This window comes from Listeria welshimeri serovar 6b str. SLCC5334 (assembly GCF_000060285.1).
Taxonomy (GTDB): Bacteria; Bacillota; Bacilli; order Lactobacillales; family Listeriaceae; genus Listeria; species Listeria welshimeri.
In genome coordinates this window covers 1,650,825-1,670,750 of record NC_008555.1, presented here as the reverse complement: position 1 = coordinate 1,670,750, position 19,926 = coordinate 1,650,825, and the positions used below count along the sequence as shown (strand labels likewise).

Annotated in this window: 16 protein-coding genes and 2 other annotated features; of the genes, 12 read left to right on the top strand and 4 right to left on the bottom strand. The window is 37.2% G+C overall.

Annotation, left to right across the window (positions count from 1 at the left end; all coding sequences use genetic code 11):
- The first annotated feature begins 45 nt into the window (after positions 1 to 45).
- From LWE_RS08355 to LWE_RS08325, 7 genes are all read left to right on the top strand, one after another.
- Positions 46 to 3,264 (top strand): DEAD/DEAH box helicase, encoded by a 3,219-nt coding sequence (locus LWE_RS08355; protein ID WP_011702444.1) that lies wholly within the window; start codon positions 46 to 48, stop codon positions 3,262 to 3,264.
- Entirely contained in the window at positions 3,264 to 3,686 is a 423-nt protein-coding gene (locus LWE_RS08350; RefSeq protein ID WP_011702443.1) for a general stress protein, read from the top strand. Before LWE_RS08355 ends, LWE_RS08350 begins: the two co-directional genes overlap by 1 nt.
- Before the next feature lie 25 nt (positions 3,687 to 3,711).
- Entirely contained in the window at positions 3,712 to 4,515 is an 804-nt protein-coding gene (locus tag LWE_RS08345; RefSeq protein ID WP_011702442.1) for an STAS domain-containing protein, read from the top strand.
- 152 nt (positions 4,516 to 4,667) lie between these two features.
- The gene (gene acnA / locus LWE_RS08340) at positions 4,668 to 7,370 is read left to right on the top strand and encodes an aconitate hydratase AcnA (RefSeq protein WP_011702441.1); all 2,703 of its coding nucleotides are present in this window, start codon (positions 4,668 to 4,670) and stop codon (positions 7,368 to 7,370) included.
- Between the two features lie 96 nt (positions 7,371 to 7,466).
- Positions 7,467 to 7,700, top strand: a complete 234-nt coding sequence (locus LWE_RS08335; RefSeq protein ID WP_011702440.1) for a hypothetical protein — start codon at positions 7,467 to 7,469, stop codon at positions 7,698 to 7,700.
- 12 nt (positions 7,701 to 7,712) lie between these two features.
- A complete protein-coding gene (locus LWE_RS08330; protein WP_011702439.1) occupies positions 7,713 to 8,294 on the top strand; it encodes a DNA-3-methyladenine glycosylase I in 582 nt (193 codons plus the stop codon).
- Complete coding sequence (locus tag LWE_RS08325; RefSeq protein WP_011702438.1) at positions 8,291 to 9,265, top strand: S66 family peptidase; 975 nt, start codon at positions 8,291 to 8,293, stop codon at positions 9,263 to 9,265. The genes LWE_RS08330 and LWE_RS08325 overlap by 4 nt, the downstream gene beginning before the upstream one ends.
- A gap of 37 nt (positions 9,266 to 9,302) precedes the next feature.
- Here LWE_RS08325 and LWE_RS08320 read toward each other — a convergent pair whose 3' ends face one another.
- From LWE_RS08320 to lap, 4 genes are all read right to left on the bottom strand, one after another.
- Complete coding sequence (locus LWE_RS08320; RefSeq protein WP_011702437.1) at positions 9,303 to 10,370, bottom strand: ABC transporter permease; 1,068 nt, start codon at positions 10,368 to 10,370, stop codon at positions 9,303 to 9,305.
- Positions 10,367 to 11,287 (bottom strand): ABC transporter ATP-binding protein, encoded by a 921-nt coding sequence (locus LWE_RS08315; RefSeq protein ID WP_011702436.1) that lies wholly within the window; start codon positions 11,285 to 11,287, stop codon positions 10,367 to 10,369. The genes LWE_RS08320 and LWE_RS08315 overlap by 4 nt, the downstream gene beginning before the upstream one ends.
- Positions 11,288 to 11,375: 88 nt before the next feature.
- A complete protein-coding gene (locus LWE_RS08310) occupies positions 11,376 to 11,798 on the bottom strand; it encodes a VOC family protein (RefSeq protein WP_011702435.1) in 423 nt (140 codons plus the stop codon).
- 122 nt (positions 11,799 to 11,920) lie between these two features.
- A complete protein-coding gene (gene lap, locus LWE_RS08305; protein WP_011702434.1) occupies positions 11,921 to 14,521 on the bottom strand; it encodes an adhesion-mediating acetaldehyde/alcohol dehydrogenase LAP in 2,601 nt (866 codons plus the stop codon).
- A 501-nt stretch (positions 14,522 to 15,022) separates the two neighbouring features.
- Positions 15,023 to 15,265: a binding site (T-box leader), on the top strand.
- Between the two features lie 47 nt (positions 15,266 to 15,312).
- Positions 15,313 to 15,540, top strand: a binding site (T-box leader).
- A gap of 66 nt (positions 15,541 to 15,606) precedes the next feature.
- Here lap and trpE point away from each other — a divergent pair.
- Genes trpE through LWE_RS08280 form a run of 5 tightly spaced genes read left to right on the top strand, consistent with a single transcriptional unit; the run spans position 15,607 to position 19,924 of the window.
- A complete protein-coding gene (gene trpE / locus LWE_RS08300) occupies positions 15,607 to 16,971 on the top strand; it encodes an anthranilate synthase component I (protein ID WP_011702433.1) in 1,365 nt (454 codons plus the stop codon).
- Positions 16,968 to 17,573, top strand: a complete 606-nt coding sequence (locus LWE_RS08295; RefSeq protein ID WP_011702432.1) for an anthranilate synthase component II — start codon at positions 16,968 to 16,970, stop codon at positions 17,571 to 17,573. Before trpE ends, LWE_RS08295 begins: the two co-directional genes overlap by 4 nt.
- Positions 17,545 to 18,564: an anthranilate phosphoribosyltransferase gene (gene trpD / locus LWE_RS08290; protein WP_011702431.1), complete on the top strand. Its 1,020-nt coding sequence runs from the start codon at positions 17,545 to 17,547 to the stop codon at positions 18,562 to 18,564. Before LWE_RS08295 ends, trpD begins: the two co-directional genes overlap by 29 nt.
- A complete protein-coding gene (gene trpC, locus LWE_RS08285) occupies positions 18,561 to 19,319 on the top strand; it encodes an indole-3-glycerol phosphate synthase TrpC (protein WP_011702430.1) in 759 nt (252 codons plus the stop codon). Before trpD ends, trpC begins: the two co-directional genes overlap by 4 nt.
- Positions 19,316 to 19,924: a phosphoribosylanthranilate isomerase gene (locus tag LWE_RS08280; protein ID WP_011702429.1), complete on the top strand. Its 609-nt coding sequence runs from the start codon at positions 19,316 to 19,318 to the stop codon at positions 19,922 to 19,924. Before trpC ends, LWE_RS08280 begins: the two co-directional genes overlap by 4 nt.
- Positions 19,925 to 19,926: the final 2 nt, after the last annotated feature.

The following is a 19,926-nucleotide window of genomic DNA, read 5'->3' as shown; positions in this document are numbered from 1 at the left end:
ATAATAGTAGTTTAGAGTAACGGACGGTTTTGGGAGGAAGAAGTAATGGAGCACTTTACATCAATTCAAAATAAAATGATTCCATATAGTGTGAAACAGGCTGGAAAAAAACTGATGGAAGACGGAGAAATCATTCAGTTTCGTGAAAAAGACGCCTCGGACCATTTTTTAACGTATTTTATTGATCAAAATGTCGTAGAAGATACTGGCAATGAGAGTTTTGCATGTAGCTGCGCCGATTTTCAATTAAATGCTATTTGTAAGCATATCTATGCTACACATTTAAAAATAGAAAAAGAAAAACAAAAAGCAGCCAAACAAGATTTTAAAAATCGAATTCTCACGCAAGAATCAAATACACTTCTATCCCTTTTTCAACAAAATATGGCGCAACAACTTGAAGTGGAAGAAGACAATACGAATAAAACGCCGCTTCAAACCCAATACATCATTCGATTAAAACAGGATGATTCTAGTTATATTATGACTATTGAAGTCAAAGTGGGTACGGACAGAACTTATGTTGTGAAAAATATGAATACATTCTTAGCTGCAATTCGTGATCGACAGTGGCTTGTATTTACCAAGAATTTCGCCTATGATCCAAATGAACATTTTTTTGGAGAAGAAGATAAACAAATTTTGGATAAACTACTTCAAATTAGTGAAATTGCCAAAATGTATGATACGGATTCTTTTTATTGGTCGAAATCTTATGCAGAAGAGAAGAACTTAACCATTCCTCCTAGCATGGCAAGTGAGTTGCTGGAACTTCTCACAAAACGGGATACAACTTGTATTATTATGAAAGAACGTGTGGAAGATATTAAATATCGCGGAATTAATGTTCGCCATGACAACCTGGATTTCATTTTTGAACTTAAAAAAAGCGCCACTGATAAATACCAACTAGAAATGGAAGATTTACAACAGGCCATCTTTTTTGAGGCTTATCAATTACTTTTCTTTGATGGAACTTTTTTCATCCCAGCAAAAGAAGTATGGGAATCGTTAAAACCACTAATGGAATTTCATAAAGTTACGAAAAATGAGGTTGTGCAATTTTCAGAATCGCAATTGAGTGAAGTGATTTCTTATGTTTTACCAGCTTTACAAAAAAGCGGGAAATTAAAACTAGATGACTCTATTTCAGACCGGATTACGCAGCAACCACTTGATTGTAAATTATTTATTGCGCTTGAATACGGAGAGCATACGTTACGGCTTGAATACCACTATGGCAATCAATTATTTGATCCGTTTGCGACCACTGAAGAAGAAAATGAAAAAATCATGATTCGTGATGTGGAAAAAGAAGCACGGGTAATGAATATTATTGAGAGCGCACCTGTTCATTTTTCAGGAACAAAAATGGTCGTTAATAAACAAGAAAAAGATTTATACCAATTTTACTATCGAACTATTCCAAAACTCGCTGAATATGCGGAGATTTATATGGAAGATGGTTTAGAAGAAATGGTAGAAGATAATGTGCGGCCAGTGACGACGTTAGATGTTTCAGGAGATAATGATTATTTATCCGTTTCATTTGATTTCAAGGGCATTCCGGAAGAAGAAGTCCAAAGTGTCCTAGAATCTTTGCGTGAAAAACGGAGCTACCATCGCCTCAGAAGTGGTCGTTTCTTGTCCCTTGAATCAGAAAACTATAAACAAATGGAAGATGTACTACAAATGTTAGAAGTGCGTAAAAAAGATGTGCAGCCAAATATGCAAGTACCGCTTTATCGCGGGATGCAAATTTATGATATTTTAGGCGCAGGAACGCAAGACGAACATCATAAATTCAGTCGTTCGTTCCGTGAATTACTAACAGATATAACCACTCAATCCGAAGACAGTTTCTCTTTACCAAAAGGGTTAAAAGCCGAGTTGCGTGATTATCAGTTAACTGGTTTCGAATGGATGAAATCACTTGCTAAATATAATCTTGGCGGTATTTTGGCAGATGATATGGGGCTTGGTAAAACCGTACAAACGATTAGCTTTTTAGCCTCTGAGTTAGAAGATAATCCAAATTTAAAACCAGTCCTAATTATTACTCCAGCATCTCTACTATATAATTGGCAAAGTGAATTAGAAAAATTTGCGCCAGACATTCCTGTGACTGTTTTACATGGAACAAAACAATCACGTATTGCAGAAATGGAAGAAATCAAACATGGACATATTTATTTAATTTCCTATCCTTCCCTTCGCCAAGATATAATGAACTTGGCGGATATTCCTTTTTCGAGTGTTATCATTGATGAATCACAAGCGATAAAAAACTATCATACGAAAGCGTCACAAGCTGTTCGCGCACTTAAGCGAAATCATGTTTTTGCATTAAGTGGAACACCTCTTGAAAACAGTATTGATGAACTATGGGCTATATTCCAAACATTAATGCCAGGATTTTTCCCGTCTTTACGTAAATTCAAAGAAATTTCGTACGACAAAATTGCTACAATGATTCGTCCATTTTTACTACGCAGATTAAAACAGGATGTAGTAAAAGAACTACCTGACAAAATCGAAACCAATCTTTATTCTGAATTAACAGATGAACAAAAGACGATCTACTTGGCTTACTTAGAAAAAATTCAAGCTGATTTAGAAGAAAGTAATGGGAATGCAGGGGAAGAGCGAATTAAATTGCTTGCAGGATTAACACGTTTACGCCAAATTTGTTGTGACCCGAGCCTTTTTGTTGAAAATTATCAAGGTGAATCTGGTAAATTGTTACAGTTATTTGATACAATACAGACAGCTAGAGAAAATGGTAAACGAATACTAATTTTTTCTCAGTTCACGGGTATGCTTGCAATTATTCGCCGTAAATTAGAAGAAGAAGGTCACTCACTATTTTATATGGATGGTAAAACACCTGCAAAAACAAGGTTGGATATGGTAAATGCTTTTAATGAAGGAGAGAATGATATTTTCTTAATATCTCTAAAAGCAGGAGGCACTGGACTAAATCTTGTAGGAGCAGATACTGTCATTTTATACGATTTATGGTGGAATCCAGCCGTGGAAGAACAAGCAACCGGACGCGCACACCGAATTGGTCAAAAACGTGTCGTCCAAGTGTTCCGAATGATTACTAAAGGAACAATTGAAGAACGAATCTTTGACTTACAAAAGAAAAAACAAGCATTAGTGGATGAACTTATCCAACCAGGCGAACAAATGCTAGGCAAGTTAAGTACAGAAGAAATTAAGCAAATTTTACAATTGGATAATGGAAGGGATGACAAATAATGAAAAAATGGGAAGTATTCGCGGTTCAAAATGTTGCAGCAGCTGAGGAAATCATTGATAAATTAGTAAGTGAGGGCTATGAAAAAGAAGATATCTCTGTTCTAGCCAAATCAAAACACAATAAAAACTTAGAAACATTAGCAGAAAAAGAAAATATCGAAATCGAACGCCCGGTAAATGAAGAAGCATTCGGTATTATTTCAGGTATACTCCAATCCCTTAGTGGCGCAATTGTTATTCCACAAGCATATAATCCAAAGTATGGTGCTTTATATGCAGCGGGTCCTTTTGCAAAATGGTTCTCTAAAACAGATGATAAATCTGTCAAAAAACTTCTAGAAGATTTCGATCTAACTGATGAGCAAGTAAATAAAATGATTGAAAACTTACATGCAGATAATATCTTGATTTTTGCAAGATAATATCGACGTAAAAAAGGAGAAGTTTATGCAAATTCAGCAGTTTTTAGTGAGTCGTCGTTCAGAATTAGTTAAGATGTTTTATGAAAATTATTATATTGAAACAGATGAATTTAAGTTAAGGCTGAGTAGTGGAGAAAGCGAAGAATCCATTCGCTCTTTAAGTACAGCATCTTGTGGCATGATTATCGATGAAATAACTGGAGTAAAAAAACTCGATTTTGAGAATATCGGTAAAAGACGTTTTAATGATAAAACGGACATAAGAAAAATCCATCAACATATGAGTGAAATCGACAAATTTATTATAACTAGTTTGCTTAAATGGAGAGAAACAGAAGAAGTTTGTTTTACAGAGTCGGATATTATTCAATTTATGCTCGATATAAAAGATACACTTGCTTCCATTCAGCAACAACTTTTAGAAGGCTTTATGGAAGAAAATAGAAATCAAGTTGCAGCTCAGCGTAAAGAAATTATTCAATTATCCACGCGTATCATCCCAATCACTTCTTCCATCGGAGTGTTACCTATTGTTGGAAGTTTAGATGATGATAGAGGTTATTTTATGAAAGAAAAAGCAGTCGAATCTGCCGATAAGTTAAATTTAGACACAATAGTGATAGATTTTTCGAGTGCAGTGTTAAAAGATGATTTTGCAACGAAGCACATGGAAGATATGATTCAATCATTTAAATTAATTGGCTTAGCACCAATACTTTCCGGTATGCAACCAAACTTTGCACAACGTACAATTAAGCTAGGTTCTAATATTTCTACGCTTAAATCATTCGGCTCACTAGAACAAGCATTAACAAATTTAGGTTTATAAAGTAAAGATGAATGGCAGGCTGTTGTCATTCATTTTTTGTTATAAGAAAAAGTTATTGAAATATGGCGGATTCTCTTTGTTTACTTATCGCTTTTTTTTCAGTACAATAGATGAGAGACCAATCGTTTCAAGAATTGAAGGAGGAAACGTGGATGACTAATTGGAAAGAAAAAGCAAAAGCATCGTTTAAATTGAACGAAAAAACATATCATTATTACAAACTAAAAACCTTAGAAGAGGACAAGCTTACTAACATTGAAAAGTTACCTTATTCAGTACGTGTTTTACTTGAATCTGTATTACGACAAGCAGATGGTAGAGTGATTACGGATGCACACGTAGAAGACTTAGCGCACTGGTCAAAAGATGGCAACGAAGGGGAAGTGCCTTTTAAACCGGCTCGTGTTATTTTACAAGATTTCACTGGAGTTCCAGCAGTCGTTGATTTAGCTTCCTTACGTAAAGCAATGGCAGATCTTGGCGGAGATCCAGAAAAAATCAATCCAGAAATCCCCGTTGATTTAGTAGTCGATCACTCTGTACAAGTTGATAGTTACGCCAATCCAGAAGCACTTAAAATCAACATGGAACTGGAATTCAAACGCAATATGGAGCGTTATCAATTTTTGAACTGGGCGCAAAAAGCATTTGATAATTACCGTGCCGTTCCACCCGCAACTGGTATTGTTCACCAAGTTAATTTAGAGTATTTAGCAAACGTCGTTATTGCGAATGAAGTGGCAGACGGCGAATTTGTAGCGTTCCCAGATTCCCTTGTTGGAACAGATAGCCATACGACTATGATTAACGGTATTGGCGTTTTAGGGTGGGGTGTTGGTGGTATTGAAGCCGAAGCCGGTATGCTCGGTCAACCTTCTTATTTTCCAATTCCAGAAGTAATTGGGGTGAAATTACTCGGTGCTTTGCCAAATGGTGCTACTGCAACTGATTTTGCTCTAAAAGTTACTCAAGTCTTGCGAGAACAAAAAGTAGTAGGTAAATTTGTAGAATTTTATGGTCCAGGAGTTGCGACGCTTCCACTTGCTGATCGTGCAACTGTTGCTAATATGGCTCCAGAATACGGCGCAACTTGCGGATTTTTCCCAGTAGACAAAGAAGCACTTAATTATTTAAAATTAACTGGTCGTGATAAAGAACAAATTGAACTCGTAGAAGCCTATTTAGAAGCAAACGATTTATTCTTCACACCGGAAAAAGTAGAACCAAACTACACCCAAATCGTGGAAATTGATCTTTCCGCCATTGAACCAAACTTAGCTGGACCAAAACGTCCACAAGATTTGATTCCACTTTCCAAAATGAAAGAAACATTCCGCGAATCGATTACAGCGAAAGCGGGTAACCAAGGTTTCGGTTTAGATAAATCTAGCTTAGACAAAGAAGTCAACGTTACATTTGGCAACGGCGACCAATCCACAATGAAAACGGGATCCGTTGCAATTGCAGCTATTACAAGCTGTACGAATACCTCTAATCCATACGTTATGCTAAGCGCCGGTTTGGTTGCTAAAAAAGCAGTCGAAAAAGGATTAGAAGTACCTAAATTCGTAAAAACTTCTTTAGCGCCTGGTTCCAAAGTCGTAACAGGCTACTTGGAAAAAGCAGGTTTACTTCCTTATTTGGAAAAACTTGGATTTGATCTTGTTGGGTATGGTTGTACAACATGTATCGGGAACTCTGGTCCTTTAAAAGAAGAAATTGAAGAAGCTATTCAAGAAAGTGATTTGCTTGTTTCCGCAGTATTAAGTGGTAACCGTAACTTTGAAGGCCGGATTCATGCGCTTGTGAAAGCAAATTTCTTGGCTTCACCACCACTTGTCGTTGCTTATGCGCTTGCTGGGACAACGAATGTTGATATGCTAACAGAACCAATCGGACGCGGTAATAATGGCGAAGAAGTCTTCTTAAACGATATTTGGCCAAGTTCCGAAGAGGTGAAGGCACTTGTTGAAGAAACTGTAACGCCAGAACTTTTCCGTGAACAATATGCCCATGTTTTTGACGAAAATGAAGCTTGGAATGCAATTGAAACAACTGAGGATGCCTTATATAAATGGGATGACAACTCTACGTATATCGCTAACCCGCCATTCTTTGATAATTTAGCAAAAGAAGCTGGCAAAGTAGAAGCCTTATCTGGACTTCGAATTATTGGTAAATTTGGCGATTCTGTTACAACGGACCATATTTCACCAGCTGGAGCCATTGGTAAAGATACACCTGCTGGCAAATTCCTTCAAGAACAAGGTGTAGCGATTCGTGATTTTAACTCATACGGTTCTCGTCGTGGTCATCATGATGTGATGATGCGTGGTACATTTGCGAATATCCGCATCAAAAACCAAATCGCACCAGGAACAGAAGGTGGCTATACAACTTACTGGCCAACTGGCGAAGTGATGTCGATTTATGATGCTTCTAGAAAATATATCGAAAACAGTACTGGTTTAGTCATTCTTGCTGGTGACGATTACGGAATGGGATCTTCGCGTGATTGGGCTGCCAAAGGAACGAATTTACTAGGGATTAAAACTGTTATCGCAAAAAGTTATGAACGGATTCATCGTTCTAACTTGGTAATGATGGGCGTTTTACCACTTCAATTCCAACCAGGTGAAGACGCAGAAACATTAGGTCTAACTGGTTCAGAAAGTTTACAAGTGGCAATTAGCGAAGAAGTATCACCAAGAGACTTGGTAAATGTAACAGCTGTTCGTGAAGACGGTTCAAGTCTCACATTTAAAGCACTAGCACGCTTTGACTCAGAAGTGGAAATTGACTATTATCGTCACGGCGGGATTTTACCAATGGTACTTCGTGGTAAATTGAAATAAGTTTAAGCAAAGGCGGATAAAAATTCCGCCTTTTTTATTTCTACTTGCAAAAACAGAACATATGTTTTATGATTAATAAATAGGAGGCTTGAGTGAATGAGATATCAAAAGATAAGTTTTACGATGACAAGTATAATGGCAGTAGTAGTAGGATATCTTATTTTCACAAGCAATTATCGGCCTGACATTCCAAACTGGCTACTCTTTTTATTTTTAGTGTTAAGTATTGCAGTTACAGTTAGTCAGTGGAAAGAAAAACATTTAATTTGGAGTTGTATAGGACTATTCGTTGCTGTTTTGATTAGCGTACATTACATTTTAACTATATAGGAGGAACTCAATTTGTCCGAAGAATTACGTTGCCCATGGTCGATTAATGACCCGTTTGAACTAGAATATCATGATGCAGAATGGTGTGTCCCGAGTAGGGACGACACTTATTTATTTGAAATGCTTAATTTAGAAGGAGCACAAGCTGGACTATCATGGAGATTAATTTTACATAAAAGAAAAGCTTATCAAGAAGCTTTTTTTCACTTTGATATTGATAAATGTGCACTCTTAACGGACGATGAGCTGGCGACGATTGTCGAAGAAGCGGCTATTGTGAAGAATCGTCTTAAAGTGAAAGCAGTGCGTACGAATGCTTTAGCTACGCAAAAAGTCCAAGCCGAATTCGGCTCATTTGCAAACTATATTTGGGGTTTTACGAATAATGAGCGTATTATTAATGAATGGCAAGGCATGGGAGAGGTCCCTGCTAGCACCGAACTATCTGAGAAAATAAGTAAAGATTTAAAGAAAAGAGGATTTAAGTTTGTTGGTCCAGTAATTATTTATTCCTACTTACAAGCTATTGGTATTTTGGATGACCATCTACGTTCATGCCCATTTCATACATTTAATAGGGAGGCGACGAAATGATTCCAGCAAAATTAAAACAAGGGGATGAAATTCGTATTATTGCGCCAAGTCGCTCTATCGGTATTATAGCGGAAAATCAAGTGGGAATTGCCGTTAAGCGTCTAAATGAGATGGGTTTTAAGGTTACTTTTGGCGAACATGTGTCAGAAATGGATTGTATGTCGAGTTCAAGCATTCGTTCTCGTGTAGCTGATATTCATGAAGCTTTCAATGATTCGAGTGTCAAAGCTATTTTAACGGTTATTGGTGGTTTTAATAGCAATCAATTGTTGCCTTATTTAGATTATGATTTAATTTCGGAAAACCCTAAGATTTTATGTGGCTTTTCTGATATCACAGCCCTTGCAACAGCAATCTATACACAAACGGAACTAGTTACTTATTCCGGAGCCCATTTTTCTAGTTTTTCAATGGAAAAAGGTTTGGAATATGTTATTGATTCATTTAGTGCGTGCTTATTGCAAAAAGAACCATTTATTCTGGAGGAAAGTGTTTCTTGGAGTGATGATGAATGGTATTTGGATCAAGAGAATAGAAATTTTATACCAAATGAAGGTTTAGTTGTTATGCAATCTGGAGAGGCAGAAGGAACGATTATTGGCGGAAATCTCTGCACACTTAATTTGCTTCAAGGAACAGAATATATGCCTCATTTAGCTGGTGCAATTTTATTTCTTGAAGACACTAGTATGAGTGATCCTGAGACATTTGACCGCGATTTAGAATCACTGCTTAGTCAACCTGGAGCAGATGAAATTCAAGGTCTGGTAATTGGCCGTTTTCAAAAAGAATCAGCAATGACAGCAGAGAAACTTGCTTTTATTATTAAAACTAAAACAGCTTTGCAAGAGATTCCGGTTATTTCTGGCGCAGATTTTGGTCACACACAGCCAGTTGCGACTTTTCCAATTGGCGGAACAGCAGGAATCAATACAAATGCAACAGACAAAATTCAAATTATAAAGCATTAAAAAAGAGGCTGCCCGTAATGGACAGCCTCTTCTAATCTTAACTTAAAGCGACATCTCGTTTTTTGAATAAGAAGAATGTAAAGAAGAGAATAATCACTGTATAAACGCCTAAGCCAGCGATGACTTGCCAATCTGCTAAGCCGCCAGCGATTTTTTCACCGCCTACTGTATCGTTTAGACTAAGTAGGTTGAAAATAACCCATTTCATCCAGTCATATTTTTCGATAGCAAGTGGAAGGAGTTGACGGATAATTCCACCTGAGAATAATACGCCGACCCCAACACCTACTGCGAGTGCTTGTGAACGAACAACAGATGAGAAGAAGAAAGCGATAGTTGCATATACAATCATCAGTAAGAAGTTTGTTCCAAGTAAGGTTAAAGCGTGATCCCAAGCCGTCATTGCACCAGTAGAAGGAGCAATTGGCATGAAGATAGATTGCTTAGGTAAAATGAATGAAAAGATAAAGCTAGCTAAGAATAGTGTTATCGAACTAATGACACTATAGACAATACACATAATATATTTAGAGAACAAAATTTGGCTTCTTGAATAAGGTCGTGCTAGTAATAACTTAATCGTACCACCAGAAAATTCTGTAGCTACAATAATACTTGCGACAACGACAACTAACATTGTTGCAACAGCGCCGGAACTGCCTAAGGAAGAAAAGAAATCGGCACTTGAAATTCCAGCAGAATTATTGGCTGGTTTTTCACCTGCATCCACATAAGCTTGATAGTAATCAATTTGATTTTGAATCGATTCTTTAGCTTCTTTGGAAGTAGCAGCTTTTTCTTGTGTTTTTAAATAGGCAACAGAATCAGTTAGAGACAAGGTTTCAGATTTATACGTTGGGTTACCATCTTTATCAGCTGAATTCCAGTATTCTTCTTCAGTAACTGGAGCGCCTTTATCATCATAATAGGCTGTAATACCAGCATTACTGGCATCTCCGCCTTCCATGCCACTTGTATCTATTTTACTAACAAAAAACATAAGTAGAGCTAGAGTTAGAACTGCTGCGAATAATACAATTTGCATAATCCAACTTGATTTTCTCGAGAATAATTTAATGAATTCATTTTTTATTAAAGATATCATACTTCTGCACCTCCGCCTTTCGTTAATTCTAGGAATCGTTCTTCAAGGGAGGCTTGAAGTGGAACCATTTCGAGTAAATCAACGTCTGCTTGAATAATCGCACGTGCAATGAGATGCACATCTTCATGAGCAACTTCCACTTTAAATGAGTTTTCTTTTTCAGCAACAAGTTTTACTGGGAGAGTTGTTAGTATATTTTTTGTTATTTCGGGATTCGTGACTTTCAGTTGATAAACAGCAACATGGTTTTCAAGAAGATCACTCATTTTTTCTATGTGCGTTAAAACACCTTTATTAATAATAGCGAAACGATCAGTTATTTGTTGAATTTCGCTAAGTAGATGACTAGAAATTAATACTGAAGTACCATTGGTTGCAAGGTCTCGAATTAATGTTCTAAATTCTGCCATTCCTTGTGGATCAAGTCCATTTGTTGGTTCATCTAGAATAAGTAGGGCAGGGTTGTGAACTAATGCTTGTGCAACACCTAAACGTTGGCGCATACCTAGAGAATAGGTTTTTACTTTCTGATTAATCGCGCCAGTCAGTTTTACAAGCTCCACAATTTCGCGAATTTGTTCATCTGTAATATTCTTCTGGCTCATACGTGCAAATTGTTTTAAATTCGCCCATCCAGACATATACATGTAAAACTCTGGATTTTCAATAATTGCGCCAACTTCTGAAATAGCGGACTTGAATTCAATATCCACATTTTTACCATTAATAAAAACATTACCTTCTGTTCGGCGAATTAAGCCAACAATCGAGCGGATAATAGTAGTTTTACCTGCGCCATTTGGACCAAGTAAACCAAATACTTCTCCTTTATGTATGTCAAAGCTGATATCATGGACAATATTTTTTTGTCCGATTTTTTTTGTGACATGTTCTAATTTTAAAACTGTCTCAGTCATAAACTCACTCCTTTTTTTCTCTCACTGTTAAATTATACTATTTTTTCGTTCTTAAGACATTCGGCTAGAGAATGGGGAAAAGTCATACTTAAGTAGTAGTCTCATTTTCTAGATTAAGATGCCAGTCAATACTATAGTGATCAATTACTTTGGCATATTTAGCATCCCAAAATGTCTTTTGAATAGGAACTTCAACTGTTCCTGTTTTAGAAAGTAGTACGAACGCATGGACAAAGCTTTCTTCGGTTTGAAAATTAACCGCAAGTGACAGTCGATTTCCCGCATCTGTTTCGCCTTCCAATGTATCGGAGAAGTAAAATAAATCTTTTTCATCTTTAGTAAGTCTAGCGTGAAGAATTCGTTCGCCTAAGAGGTTATCTCCTGAAAATCCTTCCATTTCATGAAAGTAGCGAGTCTGGGTGATTTCAGCTTGAAATACTTTTTTATAGAAATTTAGAGCTTCTTGGGCTTCTCCGTCAAAAGTAAAGTAAGGTACTGTTGCTTTTATCATTAAATCAACTCCATTCTTGTTCTATTATACTAATTTAGACACTAAAGCGAAAGCGCAAGCCCTGGGATGGACTTGCGCTTTCTTCTAACTTTATATATTAATAGTGGACAAGTTAGCTAGTTTCAAACCCCTTTGTAAGCTTCAAGATAGATTTCTTTCAATTCGCTTACAAGTGGTTGTTTAGGGTTGGCAGTAGTACATTGGTCCATGAATGCGCGATCAGCAAGCGTATCTACTACAGCATCCAAGTCTTTTTTAGCAACATTTTGTCCTTTAAGACTCATGTCGATACCAACATCTTTACCAAGTTTGATAATTGCATCTACAAGAGATTTAACGCCTTCTTCTGTAGTTGCAGCTGGTAAACCGATAATACGAGAAATACGAGCATAATCTTCATCGGCACGGAAGCTTTCATATCTTGGGAATAACGCATGTTTTTTAGGTTTAAGTGCGTTATAGCGGATAACATGTGGCATAAGGATTGCATTCGCACGACCGTGAGGAATGTGGAATTCAGGTCCAATTTTGTGTGCCAAGCTATGGTTAATTCCTAGGAACGCATTCGCAAATGCCATACCAGCTAGGGCAGAAGCATTATGCATTTTTTCACGTGCATCTGGATCACCAGTAAGAACGGATTCACGTAAGTTTTCAAAAACAAGTTCGATTGCACGGATGGATAATCCACGAGTATAATCGCTTGCCATTACGGATACATAAGATTCAATTGCATGAGTTAGAACGTCCATACCAGTATCAGCAGTAATGTGTGCTGGAACAGTAGTTACATATTGTGCATCGACAATCGCAACGTCTGGAGTTAATTCGTAGTCAGCAAGAGGGTATTTAATGTTATTTTCTTTGTCTGTAATAACCGCAAATGGAGTTACTTCAGAACCAGTACCACTTGTTGTTGGAATTGCAACGAATTTCGCTTTTCCACCAAGTTTAGGATATTTGAAAGTACGTTTGCGGATATCTAAGAATTTTTGTTTCAAGCCAAAGAATGAAGCTTCTGGGTGTTCATAGAATAACCACATACCTTTAGCAGCATCCATTGCAGAACCACCACCAAGAGCGATGATTGTATCTGGTTTAAAGTCTTTCATTAATTCTGCACCTTTATAAACTGTAACGTCAGATGGATCTGGTTCAACATCAGCGAATACTTGGTAAGCTACGTCGTTACCGCGTTTTTTCAGGTGTTCGATTACTACATCAACGTATTTGAATTGAACCATACCTGGGTCAGTTACGATAAATACGCGTTCAACGCCTTCCATTTTTTGAAGGTATTGAGTGGAATATTTTTCAAAGAAAATTTTTGGTGGAAGTTTGAACCATTGCATATTATTTCTCCGATCCGCGATACGTTTAACGTTCAGCAAGTTAGTCGCACTTACATTTTGTGATACAGAGTTTTTACCATAAGATCCACAACCAAGTGTTAGGGAAGGGATGAAGCCGTTATAGATGTCACCAATACCACCTTGAGCGCTTGGTGCATTTACAATGATACGGCAAGCTTTCATACGGATACCGAATGCTTTTTGAACTTCTTTATCTGTAGAGTGAATAACTGCAGAGTGTCCAAGTCCTCCGTATACGAGCATTTCTTCACAACGATCGAATGCTTCTGCTTGGTTAGCTGCTTCGATGAATGCAAGAACTGGGCTTAATTTTTCATGAGATAGTGGGTATTTATCGCCAACACCTTTAATTTCAGCCACAAGAATTTTTGTGTCTTCAGGAACTTTGAAGCCAGCTTGGTTTGCAATCCATGCAGGGGATTTACCAACTACATCTGGGTTAAGTGTTCCTTTTTCAGGGTTGATTACATAGCTTTCTAATTTTTTAAATTCAGCGCCTTTAACGAAGTAGCATTTATTGGCTTCCATTTCTGCTTTTACTTCTTTAGCGACTTCTTTGTCCACGATAACTGCTTGTTCAGAAGCACAAATCATTCCTTGGTCAAAAGATTTAGAAAGAATGATGTCATTAACAGAACGTTTGATTTTAGCTGTTTTGTCAATGTAAGCTGGTACGTTACCCGGGCCAACACCTAGTGCCGGTTTACCAGTAGAGTATGCTGATTTAACCATTCCAGCACCACCAGTTGCAAGTACAAGTGCTACTTTATCGTGATTCATTAATTGTTTGGTTGCTTCTAGGGAAGGTTTTTCTACCCATTGAATACAATGTTCTGGCGCTCCAGCTGCAACTGCCGCATCATAAACAACTTTTGCTGCTGCTGCTGAACAACGTTGTGCACTTGGATGGAAAGCGAAGATGATTGGGTTTCGTGTTTTAATTGCGATAATTGCTTTGAAAAGTGTAGTAGATGTTGGGTTAGTTACTGGTGTAACCCCGGCAACAACACCAACTGGTTCTGCAATTTCGATAACACCAGTTTGAACGTCTTCGTGAATAACGCCGACTGTCTTGTTGTTTTTAATGTTGTTCCAAATATATTCTGTTGCAAAGATATTTTTAATACATTTATCTTCGTATAATCCTCGTCCTGTTTCTTCTACTGCTAATTTTGCAAGGGGCATATGTTGGTCGAGTCCGGCAAGCGCCATTGCATGTACGATATTATCTACTTGTTCTTGGTCGTAATTCTCAAATGCTTTCAATGCTTGTTGTCCATTGTCTGCTAATCTGTTAATCACTTTTTGAACTTCTAATACTTCTTGGGCCGCATTTTCTTTAATTGCCATTTTCCAGAACCTCCTAATATTTGTACGGGACTCTAAACGTCCATAGTAGACTTTTGACGTCCCTGATAATCCAAAAAAATTTAGCTTGTTGCTTTGCCGTATTCTTTTGTTTTATTTGATTACAACGTTAGTATAAGCCATGAATAAAAGTTTGTCCAGTATTTCACGTGAAAATATTCACAAATGGTTGAAAATGAGTGAATAGTCCTTTTAAGAAAGCACTTTTTAGTTAATAAGACATAGCTTATATGAGTAGTTCTTTCATGTTTTTTTAAGGGGATTATCATCTTTGAATAGCTCGCAATAAAAGAACTTATATACTAATCGAAATTTATTTAAATAGAAATAATGTCATGCATTTGTATCAATGAATACGTATGTTGGTTATAGTTCTTTTTACTTAGTTGTTTATTAATTGCTCTTTCTACTATTTTCATAAAAATTTGGTTTTATATTCTTGACTTTCTGCTTGTTCTTATGTAAGATGAACACAAGTAAAAAATGATAGCTTTGATGAAGAGTAAGTAGCATAATGAAAGTTTTTAGAGAGCTGACGGTTGGTGAAAGTCAGTAGCGGACATGATGTGAATGGACTTCTGAGCTCTGATCTGAAAAGAGGATTCTTAGTAGGATGCAGCGATTAGGCCTTATCGTTACACAAGGCACCCATTCGGAATTTGGATGGATTAAGTGAACTGTTTTTGCAGTTAATCAAGGTGGTACCACGGGTTTCTCGTCCTTGTCTAGTATATTTGCTAGGCTTGGAGAGAGACCCTTTTTTAATTCCATAAAAGAAAACATGAAACAAGAATAGTACTTTTTTATCGAATTTTACAGAGAGTTAGCGCATGGTGAGAGCTAATAAATAGATAAATAAGGAATGGGCCTTGTGCGTGATACCTTGAACGAAAGTAGGGGTGAACGGGAGCTCCCGTTATAGAGCAGCTGCAAAAAAAGCAGCACTTAAGATAGGGTTTAGTCCCTAAAATGAGGTGGCACCGCGATAACTCGTCCTCTGGAAAAGCATCATTATGCGCTTTTCCAGAGGGCTTTTTTATTTAATTGAAGAGGAAAGGATGATTTAGATGAGAAAAATGAAAAGAATGGATGCAGACACATTAACCGCAATTTTGGCATTTCAAAGACTTTCTGGAACTGGCAAAAGTTTACTTGAAGGAGCCGCGAAAGATGCTGATGCAGGACGTTATTCTATTATTGCTATTAATCCAGTACATGAAATTAAGGTCTATCAAAATGATTATTATATAGATGGAACACATCAAGTTGTGAGGGACCCACTAAAAGAAATAGAATCATTTATTGAAAAAGGGAAGACAGATGAAGAAGATTTGCCGTTAGATTCGGGAGCAATTGGTTATGTTGGTTATGATGTGATTGCGCTTTATGAAAACTTAGGGGATATCCCAGCTGAAAACAGAGATTTACCAGACATTCGTTTTTATGTATATGAAAGTTTTGTCATTATGGATCATCAGGCAGAAGAGCTCATTTTAGTACAGGATAATTGTTATTCTGGAAGAAGCGAGACTGAACTTGATAAAGCTCTTGAAGAGATGACGCTAGAACTTACAACACCTAAAGAAAACGAGCATAAAACTATTCATGTTCCCAAAATGACTTATAAAAGCAATTATACAAAAGAGGAATTTATGAATTTAGTTAAAAAAGCGAAAACGTATATTCAAGAGGGGGATTTCTTTCAAATAGTACTTTCTCAACGATTGGAGTCAGATTTTACAGCAACGCCATTTGATTATTACCGGAAATTACGATTACTAAATCCATCGCCTTATCTTTTTTTCATTGATTTTGGTGAAACGGTTTTAATTGGTTCTTCTCCAGAGAGTTTAATTAAAACAAAAGGACGATCGGTTATTACCAACCCGATTGCTGGAACGAGACGACGCGGGGCAACAAAACAAGAAGATGAACTGTTAGCAGCGGAATTATTATCTGATGAAAAAGAACTTGCGGAGCACCGAATGTTAGTAGATCTAGGTCGAAATGATATCGGAAAAATTGCAGAAACTGGATCGGTTCATGTACCTGTTTACCTAACAATTGAACGATATCGATTTTTAATGCATTTAGTTTCAGTTGTAGAAGGAACGTTAAAATCTGGACTAACAGCGATGGATGCTCTTCGCTCAACGCTTCCAGCAGGTACGGTTAGTGGTGCGCCGAAAATAAGAGCTATGCAACGAATTTATGAATGGGAAAATGTGAAGCGCGGACCTTATGCAGGAGCGGTTGGTTATTTGACGAAAAATGGGGATGCTGATTTTGCACTTTCGATTAGAACGATGGTACTTCATAGTGGGAAGGCATATGTTCAAGCTGGAGCAGGGATAGTGTATGATTCAGACCCAGAAAGTGAGTACCTAGAAACATTGCAAAAAGCAAAAGCACTTTTGGAGGTGGGAGAATGATTTTATTAATTGATAACTATGATTCTTTTACATTTAATTTAGAGCAGTATTTGTCAGAGTTTACCGAAGTTGTAGTAAAAAGAAATGATGCGATTGATTTAATGAAGGTAGCGAATCTAGCTGATGGGATTGTTCTCTCGCCGGGACCTGGAAAACCAAGTGAAGCTGGATGTTTAGAAGAAGTAGTTGTGAAATTTGCGAAAGAAAAACCGCTACTCGGAATTTGCTTAGGTCATCAGGCCATTGGTGAAGTATTTGGTGGAGAAGTAAAACGAGCAGAAAAAATTCGTCACGGTAAAGTCTCAGTGATGCGACAAACAGGAGGAGCTATTTTCGCCAATTTACCAGAAAAAATGCCAGTGATGAGATATCATTCTTTAATAGTAGATAAAAAAACATTACCAGATATGTTGGAAGTATTAGCAGTAGCTACTGATGATGGCGAAGTAATGGCTATGAAAGTGAAAGATTATCCCGTTTATGGTTTGCAATTTCACCCAGAATCTATTGGGACTGATGATGGGAAACAAATGATGGAAAACTTTATTAATATAGTAGAAAGGGTGCGAGAAAATGGAAAGCTTACTACAAAAAGTCTATGATCAAGAAAACTTAACCAAAGCGGAAATGAATATCCTTGCGACAGAAATTTTTGAAGGTCGTCTTTCGAAAACAAAAATGGCTGCTTTTTTAATGGCACTCAAAGTAAAAGGTGAAACGGCGGAAGAAATGGCGGGAATAGCAGAAGCCATGCAAGAAGTAGCCATTCAAGTTGCTTTTCCTGCTGGAACGGCGATGGATAATTGCGGAACTGGTGGAGATAAATCCAATAGTTTTAATATCAGCACAACTTCCGCTTTCGTCCTTGCAGCAGCAGGAATTCCGGTTGCGAAACATGGAAATAGAAGTATCTCAAGTCGTTCTGGGAGCGCGGATGTTTGTCAGGAATTAGGCATTGATATTAATATGCGCCCCGAAGATATGACTTATTTACTGGAAAAAGTCGGGATTGCTTTTTTATTCGCACCACATGTGCATCCTAATATGAAGTATGTCATGGATGTTAGAAAAGAATTGGGAACACCAACGATTTTTAACTTGATTGGACCTTTAACAAATCCAGTTCATCTAGAAACACAATTAATGGGAATATATCGACGCGATTTACTCAAACAGACAGCGGAAGTGTTGGGACAACTTGGAAGGAAACGAGCAGTAGTACTTAATGGCGCTGGCTTTATGGATGAAGCATCATTAGCAGGTGAAAATCATTATGCGTTATATGAAAGCGGAGAAGTTCAATTATTTACCCTTAGTCCTGAGGAAGTAGGTTTAGCTAACTATCCACTGGAAGCAATTAGAGGAGGGGATGCAAAAGAAAATGCAGCAATCCTACGTAGTGTGCTTGAAGGAGAACCTGGAGCTCACTTAGATACAGTACTATTAAATGCTGGATTTGGTCTATTTGCAAGTGGCAAAGTGGCAACGGTAAAAGAAGGTGTGAATTTAGCAAGAGATTTAGTTAGAAGTGGTTTAGCTAAACAAAAATTGGCGGATCTAATTACTTACCAAAAAGAGGTGTTAACAAAATGACATTTTTAGAAGAGATTTTAGCTCAAAAAGTGATAGAAGTGGCAGAAATGCCTTTAGAAAAAGTAAAAGATAAACGAGAAACTTACTCTTTTTATGATTTTTTAAAAGCCCATCCAGAGAAGATGCAATTAATTGCTGAAGTAAAACGAGCTTCGCCTTCGAAAGGTGAAATTAATATGGGAGTTGACCCTGTCACTCAAGCGAAATCCTATGAAGCAGCTGGTGCAGGCATGATTTCTGTTTTAACCGATCCTGTTTTCTTCAAAGGTTCCATTGAAGATTTAAGAGAAGTAGCGAGAAATGTGAAAATTCCGGTAATCTGCAAAGATTTTATTATTAGTGAAAAGCAATTAATTCGTGCTCGAAATGCGGGAGCTACGGTTGTGTTACTGATTATTTCTGCACTTTCGGAAGCTGCACTTAAGACTCTTTTTGAACAAGCGACGGCACTTGATTTGGAAGTGTTAGTAGAAGTACATGACCAAAAAGAATTAGCTATTGCGCAAAAACTTGGTGCTAAATTAATTGGTGTTAACAATCGGAATTTGCATACGTTTGAAGTAGATATAGCGGTTAGCGAAAAGCTTGCGAGAGATTTCTCCACAAATGTATGTTTTATTAGTGAATCGGGTTTTAAAACAGCAGAAGATGTTGGACGAGTTAGTAAAGAATATAATGCGGTACTTGTTGGAGAGGCACTTATGCGAGAAAAATCTCCAGAAGTAGCAGCAAAAAGGTTGAAGGTGAAACGATGATTGTTAAAATTTGTGGGCTAAAAAAAGCGGTGGATGTACAAGCAGCGGTCGAAAATGGTGCTGATATGATTGGTTTTGTTTTTGCGAAAAGTAAACGCCAAGTCACGATTGAACAGGCTCATGAACTAGCTAAAAACATTCCAACTAATATCAAAAAAGTTGGCGTTTTTGTCAATCCAACCGAAGAAGAATTAACAGCAGCGATTAAAGGAGTACCACTTGATATTGTTCAGCTTCATGGTCAAGAACCGACCAGCCAAGCAGAGCGAACTGATGCCGAAGTAATTAAAGCATTTCCGGTTAAAGAGGGGAAACTACCTGATAATATAAGTGATTATAAAAATGCGTATATCTTACTTGATGCTCCAGCAGAAGAATATGAAGGTGGAAGCGGAAAGACTTTTGATTGGGATAAAATAAATAGTGATGTTCTCCTAAAAAATAAATTAATTATTGCAGGTGGACTAAATGCTGAAAATGTTCAAGAAGCCATTCATCGATTTGAACCTTATGGAGTAGATATTTCTTCTGGTGTAGAAACAAATGGTGAAAAAGATCCTGAGAAAATAGAAATCTTTATCAAAACAGCAAAAGGAGTGGAATAATA

What these genes read in the sequence shown, in the direction of transcription:
- LWE_RS08355 (WP_011702444.1), top strand. Translation starts at nt 46, where the DNA reads ATGGAGCACTTTACATCAATTCAAAATAAAATGATTCCATATAGTGTG.
- LWE_RS08350 (WP_011702443.1), top strand. Translation starts at nt 3,264, where the DNA reads ATGAAAAAATGGGAAGTATTCGCGGTTCAAAATGTTGCAGCAGCTGAG.
- LWE_RS08345 (WP_011702442.1), top strand. Translation starts at nt 3,712, where the DNA reads ATGCAAATTCAGCAGTTTTTAGTGAGTCGTCGTTCAGAATTAGTTAAG.
- acnA (WP_011702441.1), top strand. Translation starts at nt 4,668, where the DNA reads ATGACTAATTGGAAAGAAAAAGCAAAAGCATCGTTTAAATTGAACGAA.
- LWE_RS08335 (WP_011702440.1), top strand. Translation starts at nt 7,467, where the DNA reads ATGAGATATCAAAAGATAAGTTTTACGATGACAAGTATAATGGCAGTA.
- LWE_RS08325 (WP_011702438.1), top strand. Translation starts at nt 8,291, where the DNA reads ATGATTCCAGCAAAATTAAAACAAGGGGATGAAATTCGTATTATTGCG.
- LWE_RS08320 (WP_011702437.1), bottom strand. Translation starts at nt 10,370, where the DNA reads ATGATATCTTTAATAAAAAATGAATTCATTAAATTATTCTCGAGAAAA.
- LWE_RS08315 (WP_011702436.1), bottom strand. Translation starts at nt 11,287, where the DNA reads ATGACTGAGACAGTTTTAAAATTAGAACATGTCACAAAAAAAATCGGA.
- LWE_RS08310 (WP_011702435.1), bottom strand. Translation starts at nt 11,798, where the DNA reads ATGATAAAAGCAACAGTACCTTACTTTACTTTTGACGGAGAAGCCCAA.
- lap (WP_011702434.1), bottom strand. Translation starts at nt 14,521, where the DNA reads ATGGCAATTAAAGAAAATGCGGCCCAAGAAGTATTAGAAGTTCAAAAA.
- trpE (WP_011702433.1), top strand. Translation starts at nt 15,607, where the DNA reads ATGAGAAAAATGAAAAGAATGGATGCAGACACATTAACCGCAATTTTG.
- LWE_RS08295 (WP_011702432.1), top strand. Translation starts at nt 16,968, where the DNA reads ATGATTTTATTAATTGATAACTATGATTCTTTTACATTTAATTTAGAG.
- trpD (WP_011702431.1), top strand. Translation starts at nt 17,545, where the DNA reads ATGGAAAGCTTACTACAAAAAGTCTATGATCAAGAAAACTTAACCAAA.
- trpC (WP_011702430.1), top strand. Translation starts at nt 18,561, where the DNA reads ATGACATTTTTAGAAGAGATTTTAGCTCAAAAAGTGATAGAAGTGGCA.
- LWE_RS08280 (WP_011702429.1), top strand. Translation starts at nt 19,316, where the DNA reads ATGATTGTTAAAATTTGTGGGCTAAAAAAAGCGGTGGATGTACAAGCA.